The 21,633-nt window shown below is 66.3% G+C and carries 18 protein-coding genes; 6 read left to right on the forward strand and 12 right to left on the reverse strand.

The window, feature by feature from the left end; translation table 11 throughout:
• The 4 genes from OG203_RS44295 to OG203_RS44310 form a co-directional block, all read right to left on the reverse strand.
• Nucleotides 1-1,200, reverse strand: a complete 1,200-nt coding sequence (locus tag OG203_RS44295) for a cytochrome P450 (RefSeq protein ID WP_405163184.1) — start codon at nt 1,198-1,200, stop codon at nt 1-3.
• A 174-nt stretch (nt 1,201-1,374) separates the two neighbouring features.
• Nucleotides 1,375-2,982: a benzoylformate decarboxylase gene (mdlC, locus tag OG203_RS44300; RefSeq protein ID WP_405163185.1), complete on the reverse strand. Its 1,608-nt coding sequence runs from the start codon at nt 2,980-2,982 to the stop codon at nt 1,375-1,377.
• Between the two features lie 14 nt (nt 2,983-2,996).
• Nucleotides 2,997-5,903 (reverse strand): FAD-binding and (Fe-S)-binding domain-containing protein, encoded by a 2,907-nt coding sequence (locus OG203_RS44305; RefSeq protein ID WP_405163186.1) that lies wholly within the window; start codon nt 5,901-5,903, stop codon nt 2,997-2,999.
• 82 nt (nt 5,904-5,985) lie between these two features.
• On the reverse strand, nt 5,986-7,509 hold the full coding sequence (locus OG203_RS44310) for an FAD-binding oxidoreductase (protein WP_405163187.1): 1,524 nt from the start codon (nt 7,507-7,509) through the stop codon (nt 5,986-5,988).
• 115 nt (nt 7,510-7,624) lie between these two features.
• Here OG203_RS44310 and OG203_RS44315 point away from each other — a divergent pair, with 115 nt between their 5' ends.
• A complete protein-coding gene (locus OG203_RS44315; protein ID WP_405163188.1) occupies nt 7,625-8,113 on the forward strand; it encodes a MarR family winged helix-turn-helix transcriptional regulator in 489 nt (162 codons plus the stop codon).
• An 8-nt stretch (nt 8,114-8,121) separates the two neighbouring features.
• Here OG203_RS44315 and OG203_RS44320 read toward each other — a convergent pair whose 3' ends face one another.
• Nucleotides 8,122-9,030, reverse strand: coding sequence for an IS5 family transposase (locus tag OG203_RS44320; protein ID WP_405162543.1), 909 nt, complete (start codon nt 9,028-9,030; stop codon nt 8,122-8,124).
• Between the two features lie 182 nt (nt 9,031-9,212).
• Between OG203_RS44320 and OG203_RS44325 the strand changes: the two genes are divergently transcribed.
• Nucleotides 9,213-10,316: an alpha-hydroxy-acid oxidizing protein gene (locus OG203_RS44325; protein ID WP_405163189.1), complete on the forward strand. Its 1,104-nt coding sequence runs from the start codon at nt 9,213-9,215 to the stop codon at nt 10,314-10,316.
• A gap of 280 nt (nt 10,317-10,596) precedes the next feature.
• Entirely contained in the window at nt 10,597-11,013 is a 417-nt protein-coding gene (locus OG203_RS44330; RefSeq protein WP_405163190.1) for a hypothetical protein, read from the forward strand.
• A 292-nt stretch (nt 11,014-11,305) separates the two neighbouring features.
• On the opposite strand, the gene OG203_RS44335 is transcribed toward OG203_RS44330, so the two are convergent.
• From OG203_RS44335 to OG203_RS44355, 5 genes are all read right to left on the reverse strand, one after another.
• Nucleotides 11,306-11,674, reverse strand: coding sequence for a MerR family transcriptional regulator (locus OG203_RS44335; RefSeq protein WP_405163191.1), 369 nt, complete (start codon nt 11,672-11,674; stop codon nt 11,306-11,308).
• Between the two features lie 126 nt (nt 11,675-11,800).
• Nucleotides 11,801-13,015, reverse strand: coding sequence for an acyl-CoA dehydrogenase family protein (locus tag OG203_RS44340; protein WP_405163192.1), 1,215 nt, complete (start codon nt 13,013-13,015; stop codon nt 11,801-11,803).
• 272 nt (nt 13,016-13,287) lie between these two features.
• Nucleotides 13,288-14,478 (reverse strand): PucR family transcriptional regulator, encoded by a 1,191-nt coding sequence (locus OG203_RS44345; RefSeq protein ID WP_405163193.1) that lies wholly within the window; start codon nt 14,476-14,478, stop codon nt 13,288-13,290.
• Nucleotides 14,479-14,923: 445 nt separating this feature from the next.
• On the reverse strand, nt 14,924-15,565 hold the full coding sequence (locus OG203_RS44350) for a TetR-like C-terminal domain-containing protein (protein ID WP_405163194.1): 642 nt from the start codon (nt 15,563-15,565) through the stop codon (nt 14,924-14,926).
• Between the two features lie 10 nt (nt 15,566-15,575).
• Nucleotides 15,576-16,691, reverse strand: coding sequence for an FAD-dependent monooxygenase (locus OG203_RS44355; protein WP_405163195.1), 1,116 nt, complete (start codon nt 16,689-16,691; stop codon nt 15,576-15,578).
• Between the two features lie 136 nt (nt 16,692-16,827).
• On the opposite strand from OG203_RS44355, the gene OG203_RS44360 reads away from it, so the two are divergent.
• Nucleotides 16,828-17,301, forward strand: coding sequence for a hypothetical protein (locus OG203_RS44360; protein ID WP_405163196.1), 474 nt, complete (start codon nt 16,828-16,830; stop codon nt 17,299-17,301).
• On the opposite strand, the gene OG203_RS44365 is transcribed toward OG203_RS44360, so the two are convergent.
• Complete coding sequence (locus OG203_RS44365) at nt 17,289-18,698, reverse strand: APC family permease (protein ID WP_405163197.1); 1,410 nt, start codon at nt 18,696-18,698, stop codon at nt 17,289-17,291. The genes OG203_RS44360 and OG203_RS44365 overlap by 13 nt on opposite strands.
• Before the next feature lie 116 nt (nt 18,699-18,814).
• On the opposite strand from OG203_RS44365, the gene OG203_RS44370 reads away from it, so the two are divergent.
• On the forward strand, nt 18,815-19,432 hold the full coding sequence (locus OG203_RS44370; RefSeq protein ID WP_405163198.1) for a TetR/AcrR family transcriptional regulator: 618 nt from the start codon (nt 18,815-18,817) through the stop codon (nt 19,430-19,432).
• 4 nt (nt 19,433-19,436) lie between these two features.
• On the forward strand, nt 19,437-20,609 hold the full coding sequence (locus OG203_RS44375) for a P1 family peptidase (protein ID WP_405163199.1): 1,173 nt from the start codon (nt 19,437-19,439) through the stop codon (nt 20,607-20,609).
• Between the two features lie 110 nt (nt 20,610-20,719).
• On the opposite strand, the gene OG203_RS44380 is transcribed toward OG203_RS44375, so the two are convergent.
• A complete protein-coding gene (locus tag OG203_RS44380) occupies nt 20,720-21,493 on the reverse strand; it encodes a hypothetical protein (protein ID WP_405163200.1) in 774 nt (257 codons plus the stop codon).
• Nucleotides 21,494-21,633 lie beyond the last annotated feature (140 nt).

A 21,633-nucleotide genomic window follows, 5' to 3' on the forward strand; every position in this document is an offset into this window, starting at 1 on the left:
TCACCACCGCACCTTCAGCGACTCCGCGCCGTAAACGAGGTTCAGTTCCCGGAACGGGACCTCGGACAGGTCCTCGTCCAGCGCCAGGTGCGGAAAGCGACGCAGCAACGCCGGGAACGCGATCCGCATCTCCATCCGCGCCAGCGGCGCTCCGAGGCAGTGATGCACACCGTGACCGAATGCCAGGTGACCCGGCGCACCGCGGCTGACATCGAAGGTGTCCGGCGCGTGGATGAAGCGGGGATCGTGATTACCGGCAGGCAGGGACAGGATCACCAGATGCCCCGCCGGAATGACCACGCCGCCGACCTCGACCTCGCACGTGGTGATCCGCGCGATCGCGTGCTGCACTACCGACAAGTACCGCAGCAGTTCCTCGATGGCCGGTCCGAGGGCGTCGGGGTCGTCTCGGACGGCGGCCAGTTGCCCGGGGTGTTGCAGCAGCGCAATAGTGCCAAGGCTCAACATATTCGACGTTGTCTCATGTCCGGCCAGCAACAGCAGTACACCGATACCGACGAGTTCGTAGTCGCTGACCTCGGTGCCGTGCTCGCGAACCAGCATGCCGAGCATGTCCTCGCCCGGCTCGCGCCGCGCCCGCTGAACCAGCGTCATCATGTACTCGCGGCTCGCATGGTTCTCGGCGAAGCGCTCGGCGGGCGGGATTCTGAAATTGAGCAGGCGCGACGAACGCCGCTGAAAGTCTGCGCGGTCCTCGTATGGGACACCGAGCAATTCGCAGATCACCAGCGACGGGATCGGCAGCGCGAAACTGGAAACAAGGTCGGCGGGCGCGCCCGCCTGTTCCATCGCGTCCAGGTGCTGGTCGACGATTTCGGCAATCCGCGGCTCCAGGCGCCTCATCCGCCGGACGGTGAACTCGGAGGTGAGCATGCGGCGCAGCCGCAGATGTTCGGGGGGATCGATGCCAAGCAGATTCCCGGCGGTGGACTGTGCGTGCTCATCATCGGCAACCGCCGGGGCACCGGCGAACCAGCCCGGCGGCTTGCGATTGGAGAACCGCTCTGGGGCCGCCAGCGCCGCCTTGACGTCGTCGTAACGGGTCACCAGGTAGGCCGGCATTCCCAGCGCGGTGTCGATCTTCTGCACGCCGACCGACTCACGGGCTGCACCGAGCGCCGGACTCGGATCGAGGACAACGCGCCGCATGTACAGCGGCACTTCAGGTACCTGCGTCATGACAGCCAGCCTACGTCCAAAACGATAGCATTACTACCAGTTTGGGCGTTCGATGGCGCAGCGGTAGTGCCGGCCGTCGGCGTCCTCCAGCAAATGGCCGACATCCGACGAACTCGAAACGCTGGCAGCCGTTTCCGTCGACCGACACCGTATACTGCTGTGCCGCTGTATGTTTCAGTCGAATATCGTGCTGGGTTCGTCGGTGATTTGGACCTGAATCAGGTGCGGACCGGGGGTGCCGAAGGCTTGTTTCAGCGCGTCGGCGAGTTCGCTGGTGGTGGTGACGGTGCGGGCGGGGACGCCGTAACCGGTGGCGATGTCGGTGAAGTCGATGCCGGGCAGGTTCAAGCCGGGTAGTCCGTCGGCGTCGAGCCAGGTGCCGTAGTCCTTGAGGACTTGGTAGGCGCCGTTGTGCACGATGAGGTAGGTGATGTCGAGGTTGTGCTGGGCGGCGTTCCACAGGCCGGTGATGCTGTAGTTGGCCGAGCCGTCGCCGATGAGCGCTAGCACGGGCCGGTTCGGTTGGGCCAGTGCGACTCCGGCCGCCGCGGGTAGCCCGTAGCCAAGGGCACTGGCAGCGCCGCAGAAGAAGCTGTTGGGCTCGGTGATCGGCAGTCTGTCCCACCACGCGCCGAGTGACGGCGCTTCGTACACCCACGCGGCGTTCTCCGGATGGTGTTCGGCGAGTACTTGGAGGAACTGAACCTCGCTGACCGTATCTGTGTGCTGCGCCGAGATATCAACCGGCGCAGGTCGTTTCATCGGTGCGGGCAGTGGCCGGGTGGTGGTGACCCAGTCGGCGAGCTGAGTTAGCGCTTCGGCGGGGTCGCCGATGATGGCGTTGCCGAGTGGTGCGCGTGCGGCTTGGTCGGGGTCGGGTGTGACGAGGGTCAGTTCGGTGCCTTCGCGCAGGTATCGTCCCGGTTCCCAGGCGTGGTAAGGCAGCACCGCGCCGCCTACCCAGGCGACAAAGTCGTAGGGGGCCAGTTGATCTCGGACCTGGCCGATACTCGCGCCGAGGGTGCCTTGGTAGCAGGGGTGCTTGGTCGGGAAGGAGATCCTCGGGTATTCGTATGTCCCGAATTTGACTGGTAGTCCCGCTTTTTCGGCGAGGCGTACGGCGGCGTCCCAGCCGCCGTAGGCGTCCACGTCGGGTCCGAGGACCAGAACGGGATGCTCGGCGGTGTCCAGCCGCCGGGCGAGTTCACGCAGCGCCGCGCGCTCGGCTACGGGCCGTCCTGCCACTTGGCGGCCCAAAAGGTAGGGCAGGTTGCCGGTGTCGGCGGGTTCGTTCCAATCCGACAGCGGCACAGAGAGATACACCGGCCCGGTCGGCGCGGTCGTCGCGCAGGCGACCGCTCGGGCCAGGGCGGCCGGAACCGCTTGCGGTGACGGAGCTTCGAAGCTCCATTTGACCAGCGGTCGCGGCAGAGTTGTCGCATCGTGGTTGGTGAGCATGCCCTGCAAGGTGATCAGTGGGCGGTACTGCTGGCCGCTGATCAGCACAAGTGGCGTTCCCGCTTGCCAAGAGTTCACGAGGTTGCCCATCGCCTGGCCAACACCCGCCGCCGAGTGCAGGCTGACCAGCGCTGGTTTTCCCGTGGATTGGACGTAGCCGTCGGCCATCGCGAGACCGGCGCCCTCCTGGAGGGCGAGGATGTAACGGAAATCGTCTGGGAACTCTTGCAGGAACGGCAATTCATTCGATCCTGGATTGCCGAAAAAGGTGGTGACTCCCAGCGATCGCAGGACCTCGTAGGAAGCTTCTCGTACCGTCGTCATGCTGCTTTCCTTCCTCAGCGTGTTCGGCGTTCCATGGCGAAGACGAATGATTCGTAGTGACCGCCGATTCCGTGTTCGAGCCCGATTTCGCAGGTTCGGTTGTTGCACAGGTAGGCGTCGAAGTGCTGGCCGGCGAGTTCGTCGGCCTCGTCGCGGGTGGCCGCCTCGGTGAGTTCGGGGTGCAGGAAGCCGCGGTCCCCGGCGAAGGCACAGCAGGTGGCATTCGCGGGGACGACCACTTCCTCGGCGAGCGCGGCGCCGATCTCGGTGAGTGTGCCGTCGATGCCGAGGTGGCGGGTCGAGCAGGTGGGGTGCACCGCGACCCGGTCCAGTTTCTCGACGGTGAGATTGGGCAGCAGTTGCTGCTTGGTCCAGGTGGTGGCGTCCATGACCGTCATCGCGGCCCGGTGGGCCGCGTTGTCCGGGGTGAGGTAGTCGGTGATCTCGTCGAGCACGCCAAGGGTGCAGGAGGCGGCGTCGATGACGACCGGTAAGGCGCCGGAATCGGACCAGCGCCACAGGTTTTCGACAATCTTGTTGGCCATGTAGGTGTTGCCGTCCTGATAGCCCTTGGAGTGCCAGACCGTGGCGCAGCAGCTGCCGCGCACATCGTCGGGGATCCACAGCGGCATCCCGGCGCGGGCGGAGAGCGTGACCAGAGCCGCGGGCAGGCTCAGGTCATGCCGATCCTGTTGGCTGCGGCCGAAGATGCGGTTGATGCAGGCGGGGAAGTAGACCGCAGCGGCACCGCCGCGCTCGGTCCGCGGCAGCTTCGCCGGTGCCGCGGCAGGCATTTCGCGCATCCAGCGGGGCATCAGCTCCGTGCTGACGACTCGCCGCAGCAGGCCGGTGATGGCCGTCATCGCGGTGGCGCCCAGCAGGTGACCCATGCGCACCGCCACCCGAGCCATCCGCTCGACCGTGCCCCAGCGCTCGGCAACCAGCAGCGCTATTTTCTCTTCTCGCGCAGTGTGTTCGGTGTGGCGGAAGGCTTTCATCATGGTGCCGGTGTCGATGTCGACCGGGCAGACGATCGAGCAACTGCCGTCTCCTGCACAGGTTTCCACCGCGTCGTACTCGTATTGCTCGAGCAGCGTGCGCCGCAACGGCGTATCGCCGCCCTGGCGCGCTATTTCGCGGCGCACGACGATGCGTTGACGGGGAGTGGTGGTGAGATGGCGGCTGGGACAGACGTGTTCGCAGAAACCGCATTCGATGCAGTGCTCGATCGTGTCTTCCACCCGCGGTATCGATTGCAGGTGTTTCATGTGCACGTTGCGGTCGCGGGTGAGCAGCACATCCGGGGCGAGCACCCCGTGCGGGTCGAACAGTTTCTTGATCCGCCACATGAGATCGGTTGCCTTGTCACCCCATTCGATCGGCAGGAACGGCGCCATATTGCGGCCGCTGCCGTGTTCGGCCTTGAGGGAACCGTCGTATTTCCCGACGATGAGCTCGACCAGCTCCGCCATGAACTTCGCGTAGTTGTTCTTTCCCTCGTCGGTGCCGAAGTCGACCATCAGCGAGAAGTGGAAGTTGCCGGCCGAGGCATGCCCCTGCAGGGAGGGGTCGTAGCCGTGGTTGTCCAGCAGGGCGACAAGGTCTTTCGCTGCGTCGGCGACCCGGGCGGGCGGCACGCAAACGTCCTCGGTAAGCATGGTGGCGCCGACGGGGCGCTGCATCCCCACCAAACCGCCCAGCGCTTCACGGATCTCCCAATATGCGGCGATCTCGGCCGGGTCGCGGGTGAAGCCACCGGCCTCGGTGAGCGAGCAGTCGGTGAGCACGGCCGCCACCGCCGACAAAGCCGCATCCAGCGCCGCCTCGTCAGTGGCGCGCACCTCCACCAGCAGTGTCGCCGAATCCGGATCCAGTTCGGCCCAGGCCGGATTCGCGGAGGGCAACTGCGCGCACGCGCGCAGGGTGCGGCCGTCCAGCAGTTCGGCGATCTGGGCACCGGCTGCGGTGAACTTCGGCACCGCCTCGGCGGCGTGGGTGAGGGTGTCGAAGTGCAGAAAGGCCGTGGCGCGTGCGGGCAGCAGCGGCACCGTGTCGAAGACGGCCTCGGCGACGAATCCCAGTGTGCCTTGGGAACACACCATCAGCCGGGTGAGGATCTGCGCCGGTGTCGCGCCGATCAGGAAGCCGTCGAGCCGATATCCGCTGGCATTCTTGATGCTGAACTTGCGGCGGATGCGGTCCGCGAGCTCGGCATCGGCCTCGATCTCGGCCTTGATCCGCATCAGCCCCGCCGCCAACTCCGGCTCTGCGGTCGCGAGCGCCTCATCGGCATCGTCGGCGCCGGTGTCGACGATCGTCCCCGATGGCAGCACCACCGTGACCGAACGCATTGTGGCCGAGGCGGTTTGGGTCACGCCCGCCGCGAAACCGGACGAGTTGTTGGCGATCACGCCACCCACCGTGCACGCATGGCCACTGGCCGGATCGGGCCCCAACCGGGTCCCGTGCCGCGCGAGAGCCACGTTGGCCATGGCAAGGATGGTGCCCGGGCGCACCCGGACCCGTCGACCCTTGTCCGCCACGATCGTGCCGGCCCAGCCGCGGCGCACATCGACCAGGATGTCGTCGCCTGCCGCCTGGCCGTTCGGGCTGGTGCCCGCCGCCCGGAAGGTCACCGTGTGCCTGTGCTCGCGGGCGTATGCCATTACCGCGGCGACCTCCTGCGGTGTCCGCGGATTCACCACCACCTTCGGAATCAAACGGTAAGGGCTGTAATCACTGGCATACCGCACTAGATCAATCGCCCGCGCATGCACTTTGTCCGCATCGAGCAACGCCGCCAAATCAGCCTGCAACGACGCGGGAGAACCCTCGGCCAACTCCGCAGGCGCGGCGTCGGCACAGCCGCCGGGCGAATCCAGCAGCGCGGGCGCATGGAGAAGTGGTTGCCACAACTTCACGGTCAGCTCCTTCGATGCAACGAACCGGTCAACGAATGCCGAATATGGGCTGAAAGCCGATCTTTGATCTGGTGGCCGCGCGTCAGCGCTGCGGCGCCGATGGCTCGTCTGATACCGGGATGCTGAGTTTGTGGTGGAACAGGTTGTCGGGGTCGTATTTGCTTTTGACCGCTTTGAGCTGCGGCAGGTGTCGGCCGTAGTAGCTGTCGAACATGTCACGGCCTTGGTCGCCTTCGGCGTAGTCGTCGTCGCCGATGTAGCCGCCGGTGGTGTACGGATAGAAGATCTCGTAGGCCTGGTTGAGCCACTGTTCGTAGTTCTTGCCGGTCGCTTCCATTGTGGCGATGTCACCCGCGTCGCTGAGTGGCACCCAGCACGACATCCCCATCAGCCACGGGCAGTCGCGGTTCTTGATGGCGGTGGCTTCGGCCGGAAGTCCGGAATTCGGGTCAAGGCCCAGTATCTGAATCCGTAGTCCTTCCGTGGGTTGGGTGATGGCGAATTCGGCCAGGGTTTCGATGAATTCGTCGGTGAACGGTTCGGGGACGAATCCGGCCTTGATCTTCATGTAGCGCAGGTGCTCTCGGCGTTCGCGCCGGACATCGCTGAGGTCGGGGTAGTACGGCGCGGAGGTGTCCTCGAGGCCTTGGATCCGCATGGTTTCCACGTAGTCGGCCGGTTGGATGTCGAATTGGTCGGTGGGCGGGAGCTTTTCGCGCATGTCCGCGACGAGCGCGTCGCGTTCGGCCGCGGTTTCGGTGGCCAGGGAGCCGAGGATTTCCAGGTTCCCGCGCCAGATGACGATCATCGGATTGAACGCGGGCGGCGCGGTGAGTGAGTACTCCTGCATCGCCTTGAATGTGGACGCGAACGACGCGGCGTCGGTCATCGGGTATTTGATGAAGAAGTTCGCGGGTGCGGCGGGGGCTTTGTTCAATTGGACGGTGAGGCTGGTGATGACGCCGAACGAGCCGGTACCGCTGCCGCGGATCGCCCAGAACAGATCCGCGTTGGTGTGCTCGTCCACGGTGACCGCGGATCCATCGGCCAGCACCATCTCGGCCCGCAATAGACGATCGGTGAGAATGCCGTAGGTGCGTGAGTAGTGGCCGTAGCCGCCGCACTGGATTTGACCGCCCATGCCGACAGCGATGCATTCGCCGGTGGGCAGCATCAGCCCGCCCTGTTCGAAGGCCGCCACCATCAGGTTGCCGGTGAGGGTGCCACCGCCGACGGTCGCGGTCTGCGCGTCGCGGTCGATGGTGATGTCGTTCATCTCGACCATGTCGATCACCACCGCGTGACCGTCTCGGCCGCCGAGGCTGGCGCCTTCGAAGGAATGCCCACCCGAGCGGATGGCCAACTGCGTGACGCCGGCCTCGCGAGCGCAGCGGATGATTTCTTGCACCTCCGCGGTCGAACGCGGGGCTACCACGCCGACCGGCTGCGCGGGTGCCAGGTAGTTCCAGCTCGCGGTCGCCTCGTCGAACGTGGCGTCCTGCGGGAATGACACCGGAGTCGAGGGAAGCCGATCGTGTACCAAATCCTGGAAGCTCCGCTGTGCCGAGGGCTGGTGCCGGTGGAGCAGCTTTGCGATGTCGCTCATAGCAATCTCCTCTCGATTTACATCAAATTTAATGTAAATTGTATAGTAGCTGAAGAGTTGCGAAGAAGGGGATGTGATCATGGTCGCGCACGGAAAGTCTGCAGATACTGAACATATGAGCAGGTGGGAAGCCGATGAGATGATGGCGTGGTGGTCGTTGGTGTTCACCAGCCGATTACTGCTCGACCGCCTCGATACCGACCTTAGGCGTGGGCACGGACTGACACTGGACGAATACGGGATCTTGGTCGCGTTGGAGGCGGCACCGGATCTCCGCGTGCGGATGAACGAACTGGCCGAGGCGGCCTTGCTTTCCCAGAGCAGGCTGTCCCAGCAGATCAAGCGCATGCAGGCACGCGGCCTGGTCGACCGGCAGCGGGCCGAGGCCGACAAACGAGGCGTCGAGGTCGTGCTCACCGAGACAGGCCACGAACTGCTGCGTGCCGTCACCCCCGAACACATCGACCGGGTACGCCGCTACTTCCTGCAACACCTGAGCGCCGACGACCGCGTCGCCCTGGCCTCGAGCCTGCGACCGGCGCTTGCTTCCCTGGCAACCTCCCCGGCCCTGATTCGCATGCTCAGACCAGTCCTGCACGGCTAGGGCTTGTTTCATAAGTCGGGGCATCGGAGCCACTGGTTGATGGCGGCGATGTGGATCGTGGCCAGGTAGCGGACGGCGAGTTTGTCGTATCTGGTTGCGACAGCACGGTGTTGCTTGAGCTGGTTGATGCCGCGTTCGACAGCGTTGCGGTTTCGGTAAGCCTCGGAGTCGAAGGCCGGTGCCCGACCGCCGGCCGAGCCGCGGTTACGGCGGTGAGCCACCTGGTCACCCGGGATTGCGATGGTGGCTTTGATCCCGCGTTGGCGCAGGTAGGCGCGGTTGGCGCGGGAGGAGTAGGCCTTATCGGCCAGGACCCGATCTGGTCGGACCCGCGCCCTGCCCAGTCCGAGGCGTGGCACTCGGATCGAGGCGAGCACGGCGGCGAAATGCGGGCTGTCACCGGCTTGGCCGCCGGTCAGTAGCAACGCCAGAGGCCGTAGGCCCTGCTCACAGGCCAGGTGCAGTTTCGTGGTCCATCCGCCACGCGAGCGACCCAGCGCGTGGTCGGCGGGTTCGACTTCGACCCCGCCGGGTGGATGTTTCTGCCCGTCGCCGTCGCGGCGGGCGCCAGCGGCGTGCTGGTGGGCCCGCATGATGGTGGAGTCCACACTGATCTGCCAGATGATCGCGCCGACAGCATCAGCGAAGGCCTGCAACATTTTCAGGATCAAGGCCCACCTCCCGCCACGCTGCCAGCGCCGGAACAGCCCATAGATCGTCTGCCACTGCCCATACCGCACCGGCACATCCCGCCACGGCGTGCCGGTGCGGGTCCGCCACCGGATCCCGTCGATGAGCTGCCGTTTCGTCCACTTCGGCGGACGGCCCGCCTTCACACCACGGGGCAGCAACGGCTCCAACCGCGCCCACTGGGCATCGGTCAGATCCGCACGCCCCGCGACCGATACGCTGGTCACGAGGTCTCCGGTATTCAAGGTTTTGCTTGGTCGCTAAACCCCTTTACCGGAGACCTCCCTCGCATCAGGTCACCAACACGCCAACCACCGCAACAACTTTCAGCTCATCTGCGCTGCCCCAGCACTTATGAAACAGGCCCTAGCTCACCCATGCTCCGCCTCGACGATCGGAAAGGAACGACATGACGAACTTCGCGGATTACACCGAACTAGAGGACAAGGCGCGCACCACGATGGCGGCCGATATCTGGTCGTATGTCTCGCACGGGGCGGGCGATGAATTCACCCAGTCCAACAATGTGGCCGCATTTCGGAAACTCGGTGTGCTGCCCCGCATGCTGCGCGCGAGCGAACACCGTGATCTGTCGGTCGAGTTGTGCGGCATGAGCCTGGCGACGCCACTTTTCCTGGCCCCGGTCGGCGTGATCGGGTTGTGCGATCCACAGGGGCACGGTGAGGTCGCGACCGCTCAGGCCGCGGCCCGCACCGGGGTACCCATGATGGCGTCCACCATGGCCGTCGACCCGCTCGAAACCGTCGCCGCACATTTCGGCGACACCCCGGGCATATTCCAGCTCTATACCCCGACCGATCGCGACCTGGCGCAAAGCCTGGTACAACGCGCCGAAACCGCCGGTTTCCGAGCGCTGGTGGTAACCCTGGACTGCTGGCACACCGGCTGGCGACCCCGCGACCCCTCGCTGACCAACTCACCCCGGCTGCGCAGCGAGTGCCTGGCGAACTATCTCACCGATCCGGTGTTTCAGCAGCTGCTGCCGAAATCACCCGAGGAAGATCCTTCGGCCGCGATGGACACCTGGAACTCGATCTTCGGCAACCGCCTCACCTGGGACGACCTGCCCTGGCTCCGCTCGCTCACCGATCTTCCGTTGATTCTCAAAGGAATCGGTCACCCCGACGACGTCCGGCGCGCCAAAGACGCGGGCGTGGACGCCATCTATTGCTCCAATCACGGTGGCAGACAAGCCAATGGCGGGCTAGCCGCCATCGATCTGTTGCCCGGCGTCGTCGCGGCCGCCGCCGGAACGCCGGTGCTTTTCGACTCCGGTATCCGCTCCGGGGCCGACGTCGTCAAGGCCCTCGCCCTCGGCGCGACCGCCGTCGGCATCGGCCGCCCCTACATCTACGGCCTCGCCTGCGGCGGTTCTGACGGCATAGTCAGTGTGCTTGACGCGCTCCTACAAGAAACAGACCTGCTCATGGGCCTCGACGGCTACCCAGCCATCGCCGAGCTCACCCCCGCGGCGATCTTGCCGACCGGATAGCCCGTTCGTCACTGTTCAGCGCTTGCCGAAGAGGCCCGAGACCTAGGTCGAAGGGCGGGATCACCTCTCTGCTGGCCAACGTGTCCGGATGATCCGGTCCCAGCATCGGCGGGTGTGACCGTAATGTCTTGCGCGACAAGCTGAGCCGTCCCCTATCTAGCCGACGCGCGCTTGATGAGAACGGAACGCCGATGGGGCCGAGGTGGTTACGCTACTGATCGGAACCGTCTGCTGGGTGGTCCGTTTCAACGAATGACGATCAGGCTCGAGGGAGGAAGCTATGCGGTTGTACAAGACGAGCTCGATATACGGCAAGGGCGCTGCTATCGGCGTAGCGGCAGCGATGTTCTGTCTGCTTTCTGCGGAAAGTGCAGTAGCTCAACCTGTTTCGGCGACAGTCCTGCCGATTGCGCACACCGAGTTGTCGAACCCGAAGAGGATCGAGGCGGCCGCTTACAACCAGGCACGGAACATCCTGGCAAGGGCGGGTAGCCAGACGGCTGCTAGATCGCAGCCTGTTCACGGAACGACTAAGGTGCCGGTCGGCCAGGGGACCAGTCTGCTGGCTGCCGCTCGCGACGAGTTCCGGCGGACGGACCGGAATCTTCCGTCGGAGGACAAGCAGTCCGGCATGTCGATTCCGCACTACAACGCCATCAACGACGCGGCCCGGGTAATGGGCATCGACAGTTGGTGACACAACCCACCCGCGGCGCACCCTGACCGATGGTTCGGAACCGCGACGCGCCCGGGTCTGGAGGGCCTCGCGCCTGATGAGCAGATCCGGGCAACGTTGTGTAATCGGCGTGTGCGCGCACTGAAACGGCCCGAGTTCACTCGGGCCGTTGGTCTTTTGCGGGGTGCTGTCGACCGCGCTGCACATTCTGAGTTGAGGGAACGACCCGATGGGTGGGTTTCCGGCCGCCCGGCGGGTAGGTCGAACCAGCTGCGGGGGAGGCGAGTTCACTCCATGGGCGGTCTGCGGTCGATCAGTCCGCGGTGGGGTTGGTGGATGTCCGGTTGTCGAGTGCGTGTTGGAGGTCGGTGTTGAGGCGTTGGGCTTCGGCGAGTTGGTCTTCGAGGATGACGATGCGGCAGGCCGCTTCGAGGGTGTTGCCGGTGTCGACGAGTTCGCGGACGCGCCCGGCGATGCGTAGTTGGTAGCGGGAGTAGCGGCGGCGTCCGCCGGAGGAGCGTTGCGGTGCCAGTAGTTTCGCGGCGTCGAGACCGCGCAGAAACGCTTGGGTGACGCCGAGTATTTCCGCGGCGCGGCCCATGCTGTAGGCGGGATAGGTGTCGTCGTCGAGTTTGTCGGCGGTGCCGGCGTCGTCGGCGGAGTCGGGGTTCGGTTGCTGCACAGCGCCTCTCGGGTTCAACGTTGGCAGGCCCCGACGCGTGTGCGCATCGCGCTGTGCCGGCGACAGCACCGCCGAGATTGCCCTCGGCGGCGCGCCAGGCGGATTCACCCCGGATGTCGGAAGTGCTCAGATGAATGCGGTCACCGTGCCGCGGATGCCGAAGAGGGACTTGCCGTAGGCGTCCGAGGCGATATCGGAGCGCAGGCCCCCGTGCCGGCTGCCGGTCTCACTGTCGCGCCAGATCCGTTGCAGCGGGTTCGATTCGCCGAAGCTCGAGGCGCCCTGTGCGGAGCACACCAGGCGGATCGCCTCCCGCGCGTTGGCTGCGGCGACCGCGGCGTCCATCCGGATCCTGGCCCTGGCGTCGTAGTCCGGCAGGATCCCGTGGTGCGCGGCCTCGTCGATGTCCGCCGCCGCGCGGTAGGCGTGCAGCTGGGCGGAGTCGACCAGGGACGCGGCCTGTGCGGCGGCCTGCTGGATGAACGGGGCTTCGGCCTGGATGTCGTAGAACGTCTGGGTCAGCGACCGCTGTGGTGCCTTCTCCCGCAGGATTTCGACGGCGGCCTCGGCAAGTCCCAGCTGGGGCCCCGCCAGCACGAGCGTGGCGACCGGCACGAATGCCGACCGGTAGAGCGCTTCCTCGGTGTATGGGGTGGCGTAGTGACCTTCGACCGCGTCCTTCGTGGAGTGGAAACGGTGGGCTGGAACGAAGATGTCCTTGCCGACCAGCGTGTTCGATGCGGTTCCTCGCATCCCGACGACAAACCAGGTGTCCTCGACGGTCAGCTCCGACATCGGCACGAGCACCAGCCCGGTGGCATCGGTGGTGCCTTCCGCGTCCGGCCGCTGCACTCCGAGCAGCGCCCAGTCCGCGTGCGCGCTGCCGGAAGCAGGCGCCCACCGGCCGCTGACGAGGTATCCACCGTCGGCTGCCGCCGCGGTCCCGGAGGGGGCGAGGATGCCAGCGACGCGGGATTGCGGGGTGTCGGCCCAGACGTCGTCCTGCGCCTTGGCGGGAAAGAGCCCGACGAACCAGGAGTTGACGTTGAGCAGCGTGGTGATCCAGGAGGTCGAGCCGCAGGCCCGGCCGACCTCGCGGCTGACCTCGAGCAGCGTGCGGAGGTCGGTCTGCAGGCCGCCGTAGCGAGCGGGCCGCAGCAGGGAGAGCAGGCCGCTCTCGGCCAGCGCGGCGACGTTCGCCGCTGGCACGTTGCGCTCGCGGTCGGTCTGGTCGGCGTTGCTGGCGATCAGCGTCCGCAGCTTGGCGGCGCGCTCGACGAGTTCGGCGCGCAGCTCGCGGGCTTCGTCGGTGACGTGCGGTGCGTCCAGGGCGATGCTCATTGTTTGCGCTCTTTCGGGTAGTGGTGCGGGGTCAGCTGGCGAGGTCGAGGGCGGAATGTGTGCCGAAGACCCGGCGCGCGTAGATCAGCGGAGCGGTCGTGGTCGACGCGGCTTCTTCGGCACGCACGACGAGTAGTACGTGGTCGCCGCCTTCGACGTGCGCGCCGGAAGCGTTCCGGCATCACCTATAAGACCGTGGGGAAGGCAGGGGCCTCTTGGTCTGCGAGCGCAAGACTGCGCCGCGACGTTGCGCGCGGCTGCCTTGCCCGCGCTCAGCGCAGGACCGCGTCACCAAGCTCTTCGGCAAGCTCCAAGGCGGTCCGCAGTGCGAAAGGGCGTTCGTCCACTGCGCGTTCGAGTATTTCTTGTGCCCGCCGTACGCGATAGGTGACGGTGCCGCGAGCGATGTGCAGGCGCTGGGCCACGGTCACCAAGCTGCGCTCGGCGTCGAGGTACTGCCGCAAGGTTGTTCGCAGGGTCGCCATCGTCTCGGTGCGTTCGGCTAGCGCGCCGAGTTCGCGACGCACGAGTTCGCCGGCGGCCGTCAGGTCGGCGGTCAGCAGCGCCGCGACGGCGACGTCGGCGTAGGCAGTCGACTCGCGTGGTTGTTGTCCGGCCTCGCGGCGCAGGTGTTCGAATCGTTCCGTCCGTTCGGCTTCGGCGTGCGAGCGGCGGAAACCGTCGACACCGTTGGCGGGAAGGCCGATGCCGACGTGCAGTCCGTGCTGTGGCTGGAGGTCGGGGGCCAGCGCGCGGGCGTCCGCTGAACCGGCCATCGGTGCACGCACGGCGCCCCACGCCCACACCTGGCCGGACGCCATCGGCACCACCAGCGTCGCGGTCGCGCCGTGTGAGCGCAGCAGCTCGGTCGCGGCCGTCTGCAGCGCGGGGTTCGCGGAGGGCGAGTCCGACCACAGGACGACAGCCACGTGCGTGCGGTCGAGGTCGTACCCGAGGGTGCGTGCAGCCTGCTCGGTGTCCGCGGGTGGACTGTCGGAAAGCAGTGCGCGAACGACACCGGCGCGCGCGGCAGCCGTGCTGACACTCCACGCGGCGTGTTCGGTGAGGTATTCCCGGATCATCGCGTCGGCGAGCTTGTCGATGCGGTCGAACAGTGCTTGCGTGACCGCCGCGAGTTCTTCGATGGCCGCGGCCGGATCGAGGAGTTCGGCGCAGGCACGGTGGAACGCCTCGGTCGTCCGCGCGTGCGCGATGCGCAGCCCGCGCAACACATGCGCGAGCGGGATGCCCCGGTGGACATGCTCGCGCATCCCATCCGCCGTTGGCTCGCTGATCGGCGGGGGCTCCCCGGACTGTTCGAAGAGGGAGGCAAGTACCTGCACGGCGGACGCCTCGGTGCCGCGGCGGAGCCGTTCGCGGGCCCCGGCGCCGCCACCGAGGGACGGCACCTCCGCGAGGATCTGTACCGCGACTTCGCCGCCAAGCTCGATTGCCCAGCGCACCGGATCCTCCCCGACGAGCGCGATGGTCTCCTCGATGATCGGCCACGGGCACGCCGCTTGCGCGAAATCGACCGCACCATGCGGCCTCAGCTCCTTGACCTAGGCCCGCGTTACTGCCCGCCCTCCTGATCGTGGTGACCGTTGATCGGCGGTATTGCCCACTGCGTCAACAAGATCCGATCCGTCCGCACAATCGGCTCGATCTCGATACGTTCACCCGCCTGGCAGGATGATGACGCGGGCACATCTACCGGTCATACGTATCCGGGTGGTGACGGCACACGACACCACGACCGCGAGAATGAGTTCCCTCACCCAGCCGACGCTAACGGACGTGGGCAGTGGCTACACCCGCACCACATCACTTCCCGATCACAACGAGATCAGCCCGTCCGGCCGAAAGATCTCGTCAATGTTGGTGGCGGACAAGACATTCGCAGCGGGGTCACGGGTGTCGAGTTTCTTCGGCGTCGAGCGGGGCTCCGTCGTGGGCGGTGGCACGGACGCCAGCGAGCACGGTCGTGCTCACCTGGTGCGCGTCGGCTCGGGTGAACGGGCGGGCACCGCGGGTGACGAACAGCTGGACGGGTCCGGTGAGCATCTCGCCGAGGAAGGCGAGGTCGATCGCGGGCAGCTCGCCGCGTTCGACCGCGGTCCGCAGGCGGTCGTGCAGGATTGCCAACCGCCGGTCGAACACCTCGTCGACGATGGCCCGCAGCTCGGGGTTCTCCCTGGCCGAGGCCACCACGCTCAGCAGCGCCCGGCCTTGCGGGCTCGCCATGGCGGCCGCGAGGGCCTCGAGGAAGTCGACGAGGTCGGCGTCGATGTCGCCGGAATCGTGCAGGGGAGCGGCGTCGGCGCCGAAGGTGGCGAGCGCGTCGGCGACCAGCGTGGTGCGATCGGGCCAATTGCGGTAGACGCTGGCCTTGTTGACGTCGGCGAGCTCGGCGACTTGGTCGTAGCGCAGGCCACCGATCCCTTCGCGGGCGATCAGCGCGGCGGCGGCGTCGAGAATCCGGTGCCGCACCCGAGCGGTGCGCCCGCCCGGGCGGCGGCCAGGTTCTCGTGTCGGTCCGTTCTCGGCCACGGACGGCAGCCTACAGCGGCTGGGCCGCGCGCAGCCGGGTGTTGCGCGTGGCGATGTCCGCCCAGGTGGCGGGGACCATGAGGTCGGCTCCGGCGCGCGCGAATTCCTGGGCCGCCGCCGCGTGCGGGCGGTGGCGCTGTTCGTAGGCACTGAAGGCCGCCGCTAGGTCGTCGCCGTGCCTGCCGAGTTCCTCGGTGAGCGTCCACGAGCCGAGCAGTGCCAGCGAGACGCCGCGCCCGGCCATCGGCGTCGCGCAGTGCGCGGCGTCCCCGATCAGCACGACCCGTCCCCGGTGCCAGCTCGGCATGAGGATCTGGGCGATCGCGTCGAAGTAGAGGTTTGGGTCGTCCTGGACGGTCTTGACCAGCTCGGGGACCTGCCAATCCTCGATCCCGGCGAAGGCCTCGGCCAGGATGCGTTTCTGCGCGTTCAGGTCGTGGTAGTCGTAGTCGATCGGCTCGGACCGGAACTCGAAGATCCCCAGCGCCTTGTCGTGGTAGCGGGCCACGCCGGCCAAGCGTCCCGGCAGGTTGAGGATCTCCGTCACGCGGGCGGTGCCGGGAGTCACCTGGCCGGGTACATCCCCGATCGCGACGTACACCCCGAGGTGCTCGGTGAACTCCTGCTCCGGCCCGAACACCAGCCGGCGCACCGCCGAGTGCACCCCGTCGGCACCGACGACGATGTCATAGGCGCTCTGGCGGCCGGAGGCGAAGGTGACCGTGACCAGGTCCCCGTCGTCGACCAGCGTCACGATGTGCTCCTGGAAGCGCAGATCGACCTGCTCGGGCAGGGTCTGCCGCAGGATGGTCATGAGGTCCTCGCGGGGGAGCTCGATGTCATCGGGCGTCTCGTTGATCTCCTGCATCGCCAAGGGGGCGACGACCGCGCCGGACCGGTCGACGAACATCGTCTGCTCGGTCATCGTGATCCGGTGCTCATGCACCGCGTCGAGGATGCCCATGCCGCGCGCGGTCTCGATAGCCTCGCCGCGCACGTCGATGGGAGAGCCGTTGGCGCGCAACACGTTCGCCCGCTCGACGATCTCGACCTCGTGACCGGCCCGCGCCAAGTCGATGCCGGCGCTGAGCCCGGCTGTTCCTGCCCCACTGATCAAAATCCGCATGGTCGCTCCTTCGTCGTGTCGGCTTTCCAACCACCTTCACTATAGCGTCATTTTGTCGCTTTAAGCTAGCGCCTGCTAGTGACTCAGCCGATCTATTTCGTTGCGCGTTGCCGGTGTGATCTGTCACGGTGCGGGCGTGACACTGATCGGTGACAGGCGCAAGTTCGCCGCGGAGGTGGGCAGCCCGGACACTGCCCTCGGCGCGTTCACCCGCGCTTACGTCCATCCCGCCGAAGCTCCGTTTCGCCGCGTCGACCTCTGGGCAGCGAACCAATGGATTACCTGCGACGACAACCTGGTGTACACCCCCCAGTTCCGCGGCTCCGTTCGGCGTACCGCGACATTGGTACACCCGGACCAGGATCCCAACGGCCAACTGTCCGAACGCTTCCCGGGTTTCCTCGACTGGGGCCCCACGACTGACAACGTCGTGACCTGCCTGTTCCGCACAGGGGAGCTACTGACGATCACACTGGAATTTTGGCGCCGCGAACATCTGCGAACGCATCCCGAGCACGACGGAACCGTCTTCACCACCGAAATCCATCGGACGGAATTCCTTGGCGTGCTCGATGAACTGGTGGCGACCCTCGTGCCTCACGATTCCTGAATGGGATCGGGCAGCTGCCAGCGCTCCGGACGCGGACGCAGGTAGATCAGGTAATAGGCGCAGCCGAGCAGCATGGCGACGACGGCGACCACCATCTGCTGCCAGGAGGCGTCGAGGACGCTGTACGCCGCATAGCCCATGGCGGCGACGACGATGATGGGCGGCAGCGGCCACAGCGGCATCCGATAGCCACCGGATATCGGACGGCTACGCACCCGGAACGCGGCGAGCGCGACGAACAGGTACACCAGGACAAGTCCCGCGCCGGTGGCGGTGATCAGCCAGGACAGCGGTAATACGGCCGCCGCGACGGCGGCCAACGCCCCGACCACGACGGTGGCGACCGCCGGTGTGTGCCACCGCGGATGCACACTGCCAAGCGCCCGATCGATCGGGTCGGGCCAGCTCCGGTCGCGCGCCGAGGCGAACACCAGTCGCGAGATCTGCAGGATGATGGCGATTACCGCGTTCACGATCGCGATCGCGATGCCGACGCTCACCAGGGTGTTCACCGTGGATCCGCCGCGCGCGGTCAGGAAGTAGTTCATCGGTGCTCGACTGGTCAGTAGGTCGGTCATCGACGGCGCACCGAGGACAACGGCGGCCAGCGGCAGGATTTCGATGGCGACGGTGGCGGCCAGGCAGACCATGATCACGCGGCCGATGGTTCGCGTCGCGTTCTTCGTTTCCTCGGCGTAGTAGACCGCGGTGCCGTAGCCGTTGTAGCCGAACAGTGCCACCGGGATGAGGGCGGCCAGCGCTCCCGCTCCCACCTGAGCCGGGCTGCCGTCGGCGATCGTGACCGCGTGCCACCATTCCGAGGGGCCGCGTTGGACATTGCTGAATCCGAGGAACACCAGCACCGCGATCGCCGCGATCTCGATGCACAGGAAAACACCGGTGACCCAGGCGTTGGCTTTGATGTTGAGCACCGCGATGCCGGTCGTCACCACGATGACGCCGATGCCGACCCATTTTCCACCGAGCTGGGGTATCGCGACGCCGAGGTAGTCGCCGGTGCCGAGGGCGATGACCGAGATGATCAACACCCCGTTCACCAGCGTGAGTGCGAACAGGGCGAACCCGATGGGTCGGCCGAGTAGTCGTGCGGCCCAGGTGTATTCGCCGCCGGCGATCGGAAAGGTCGCCGAGAGCTCGGCGTAGCACAGTCCGATGAACACCGACGCCACCGCCGCGATGGCCAGTGTCAGTACCGACGCCCCACCCGCCGCCAACAGGATCGACGGAATGATGATGAACACGCTCGACGCTGGTGTCACCGCCGACAGCGTGATCAGGATGTTTTCCCCCATGCCAAGCGCGCGCGACAGCTGTTGGCGGTAGCGGGGTTGTTGATGGTCGTCGTCGGCAGTCTGGCCGGTGGTCTGGGTCGCCATGGCCGGTCCTTTCTTTGATGTACAGTCAAAGAATGACCTAAAGATGCTGTGCAGATCTGGTTTTTGACGTTACGAATAGTTAATTCGTCATCAACATGAGGTAGCAGGAGGGGTGGATGGCACGCCGAAAGGATCAGGAGGCGGCCCGTCGGGTGATTCTCGATGCGGCGCTGACCGCGGTGTCCGACCGTGGCGTCGGCAAGCTCAAGATCCGTGAGGTCGCCGAGTTCGCGAGGGTTTCGCCCGCGACGGTGCACTACTACTTCGATGACCTCGACAACCTGCTGCGCGAGGTTCATCGCGAGGCCAGCGACCGGTTCTTCGGCGGCAGGCTGGCCATGGTCGCCACGATCACCGACGCCCGCGCGAAGATCGGCGCGTTGATCTGGGCGGGACTGCCTGCCTCGGAGGCCGATGAACTGGTCGTCGCGCTGTACCGACTGGCCGCCTATCGCAGCGTCGCCGCCGAGCACGGCGACCTGATCACCGCGCTGTTCGAGCAGCAGGTCGCGGTGTACCTGAGCGCGCTGGAAGTGGGAATCGCACAGGGGCACTTCACCATCGATGCGCCGATCCTGGACGTCGCCGCGAATCTGGTTGCGCTGGAGGACGCCTACGGCCTGCACATCGTCAGCCGGAACCGGTCGATCACGAAAACCCGTGCCGCCGAACTGATCTGCTCCTATGCGCGGACAGCCACGCACTGCCTCGACATCACGACGCCCGAAGGATGACCCGATGGAGCACCGATCACTTTCCCCCGACGGACGCCCAAGGGCACGTGCACTCGGCCTCGCGCCCGACGGCACGCCGGGTCCGTGCAATGCCATCACCGATGTGGCCGGAATCGAGGTGGGGTATCAGACGCTGATCGAAGGGGATGGTCCCCTTCGGGTCGGCGTCGGCCCGGTACGCACCGGTGTGACGGCGATTCTGCCGCGCGGCCGTTCCGGCGTCGGTCGGCCGTGCGCCGCGGGCCGCTACTCGCTCAACGGAAACGGCGAAATGACCGGCACCGCATGGATCGACGAGGTCGGCCAGCTGTCGATGCCCGTCACGATCTCCAACACCCATGCCATCGGCGCCTGTCACACCGGCGCGATCCAGTGGATCAACAAGACCGATCCGGCGCTCGCCAGGCAGTGGCTGCTCCCGGTCTGCGCCGAAACCTGGGACGGCTACCTCAACGACATCAACGGCGGCCACGTCACACCGGAACACGTTGTGGCCGCGTTGGATTCGGCCCGCACCGGGCCGCTCGACGAGGGCTCGGTCGGTGGTGGCACCGGAATGAACTGCTACGCCTTCAAGGGCGGCAGCGGCACCGCGTCACGACTGGTCGAGTTCGGGCCGCACACCTACACCGTCGGGGTGTTCCTGCAGGCGAACTTCGGCTCCCGGCACGAATTGACGATCCGCGGACGGCGTGTCGGCGATCAGCTCGCGGTCGGCAATCCGATGGAATCGACCGACTGGGGCACCGGGCCCGACCGAATGCCTGCCGCGCCAGGCGGTTCGGGTTCGGTCATCGTCGTCGTGGCGACCGATGCCCCGCTCGACCCGTTACAGTGCACCGCCATGGCCCGCCGAGTTCCGTTCGGACTGGCCCGCACCGGCACCACCGGCAGCCTCTTCTCCGGTGATCTGTTCCTGGCCTTCTCCACCGCCGGAGATCGCCCCTCCGACACCGGTTTTCCGATCGGCGATCCCACCGCGGCCGACCTCGTGACCGCTGCCCGCCTGCCGTGGAACCGGATGGATTCGATGTACACCGCGGTCGTCGAGGCGGTCGAGGAGGCGGTGCTGAACGCCCTCATCGTGAACACCTCGATGACCGGTCGAGACGGCCACCACTCGCCCGCCCTCCCACACGACCAGCTGAAGTCCTTGCTGGCGAACGGAATTCGATAGGCGGGCGATGATCACGGGCCGCCCTTGTCGATTGCGGTTGGGCCGCTTCGGGGGAGTAGAACAGGTGGTGGCCCGCCCCCGTTCGAACCAGCTCGGCCGGAGATCGCGGGTCATTCCAGTTGGTACACGTGGAAGTCCATATTCGCGCCGGTCGGCAGGACCGGTGCGGGCGTGACCGAGGTCAGATGCCGAGCCTCGGCGAAGCAGGAACCGAGTGAGTCGTAGGCGATCTGATCGTTGGTCTTGATCACGATCAGACATGGGACGCCCCGCCGGGAAGCGGCGATATCGGCGAGGATCTCCGGGACGGGCGGTGCGGTGGTGGCCAGGTTCAGCCCGTCCGCGGTGAAGGCGGGACCCCAGGGCGGCTCGACCACGTAGATATCGGTCGGGCTGCTCGCGCCGAGTTTGCTGAGTAGGTCTCGGTAGTCGAGCAGTTGCAGGTTCACCCCGATGTCCATCACCGAGAAGTTGTGCCGAGTGTGGTCGAATACCAGCGGGTCGAGCTCCGCGGCGTGCACGGGGATGTCGAGCCGGTCGCCGAGGTGATAGCCGATATTGCCCGATCCGCAGAACAGGTCGGCGACGAATGCGTCTGCGGGCGGGGCGAATTCGCTGGCCGCGAGCCAGTTCGCGACCGCGATCGCATAGGCGTCGACCGAGCATTCGATGGCGGTGCGGCCGAGTATGCGCAGCCCGTGGGTGGCCATCTGCGGTGCGGGTACGCCGTACAGCGACATCCCCGAGGGGTCGCCGTACACCAACCGCCCAACATCGATCAGCTCCTGACCGGTCAGCGTTTTGGTGCGGGACGGACCGAGCAGACAGGCGCGCAGTGCGAAGTATCCGGCGTACTGGGTAGTCGATTCGTTCCGAGCGTTCATAACGGTGTGAGCGTTCACGATGACTCCCGCGCGTTGTGCCAACAGAGACGGGCATGATCATTAAACTAGGTCTGCAGCTCCGATTAGCTAGTAATCAGCAATCTGACACGTCTCGGTCAGGGGAGGCCACTGTGAGTGAG

Origin of the sequence: Nocardia sp. NBC_01499, assembly GCF_045040275.1 — a bacterium.
Taxonomy (GTDB): domain Bacteria; phylum Actinomycetota; class Actinomycetes; order Mycobacteriales; family Mycobacteriaceae; genus Nocardia.

Excerpts from the sequence above, each read along its gene's own strand:
- OG203_RS44295 (WP_405163184.1), bottom strand. The coding sequence starts at position 1,200 with ATGACGCAGGTACCTGAAGTGCCGCTGTACATGCGGCGCGTTGTCCTC.
- mdlC (WP_405163185.1), bottom strand. The coding sequence starts at position 2,982 with ATGACGACGGTACGAGAAGCTTCCTACGAGGTCCTGCGATCGCTGGGA.
- OG203_RS44310 (WP_405163187.1), bottom strand. The coding sequence starts at position 7,509 with ATGAGCGACATCGCAAAGCTGCTCCACCGGCACCAGCCCTCGGCACAG.
- OG203_RS44315 (WP_405163188.1), top strand. The coding sequence starts at position 7,625 with ATGAGCAGGTGGGAAGCCGATGAGATGATGGCGTGGTGGTCGTTGGTG.
- OG203_RS44325 (WP_405163189.1), top strand. The coding sequence starts at position 9,213 with ATGACGAACTTCGCGGATTACACCGAACTAGAGGACAAGGCGCGCACC.
- OG203_RS44330 (WP_405163190.1), top strand. The coding sequence starts at position 10,597 with ATGCGGTTGTACAAGACGAGCTCGATATACGGCAAGGGCGCTGCTATC.
- OG203_RS44340 (WP_405163192.1), bottom strand. The coding sequence starts at position 13,015 with ATGAGCATCGCCCTGGACGCACCGCACGTCACCGACGAAGCCCGCGAG.
- OG203_RS44355 (WP_405163195.1), bottom strand. The coding sequence starts at position 16,691 with ATGCGGATTTTGATCAGTGGGGCAGGAACAGCCGGGCTCAGCGCCGGC.
- OG203_RS44365 (WP_405163197.1), bottom strand. The coding sequence starts at position 18,698 with ATGGCGACCCAGACCACCGGCCAGACTGCCGACGACGACCATCAACAA.
- OG203_RS44370 (WP_405163198.1), top strand. The coding sequence starts at position 18,815 with ATGGCACGCCGAAAGGATCAGGAGGCGGCCCGTCGGGTGATTCTCGAT.
- OG203_RS44375 (WP_405163199.1), top strand. The coding sequence starts at position 19,437 with ATGGAGCACCGATCACTTTCCCCCGACGGACGCCCAAGGGCACGTGCA.
- OG203_RS44380 (WP_405163200.1), bottom strand. The coding sequence starts at position 21,493 with ATGAACGCTCGGAACGAATCGACTACCCAGTACGCCGGATACTTCGCA.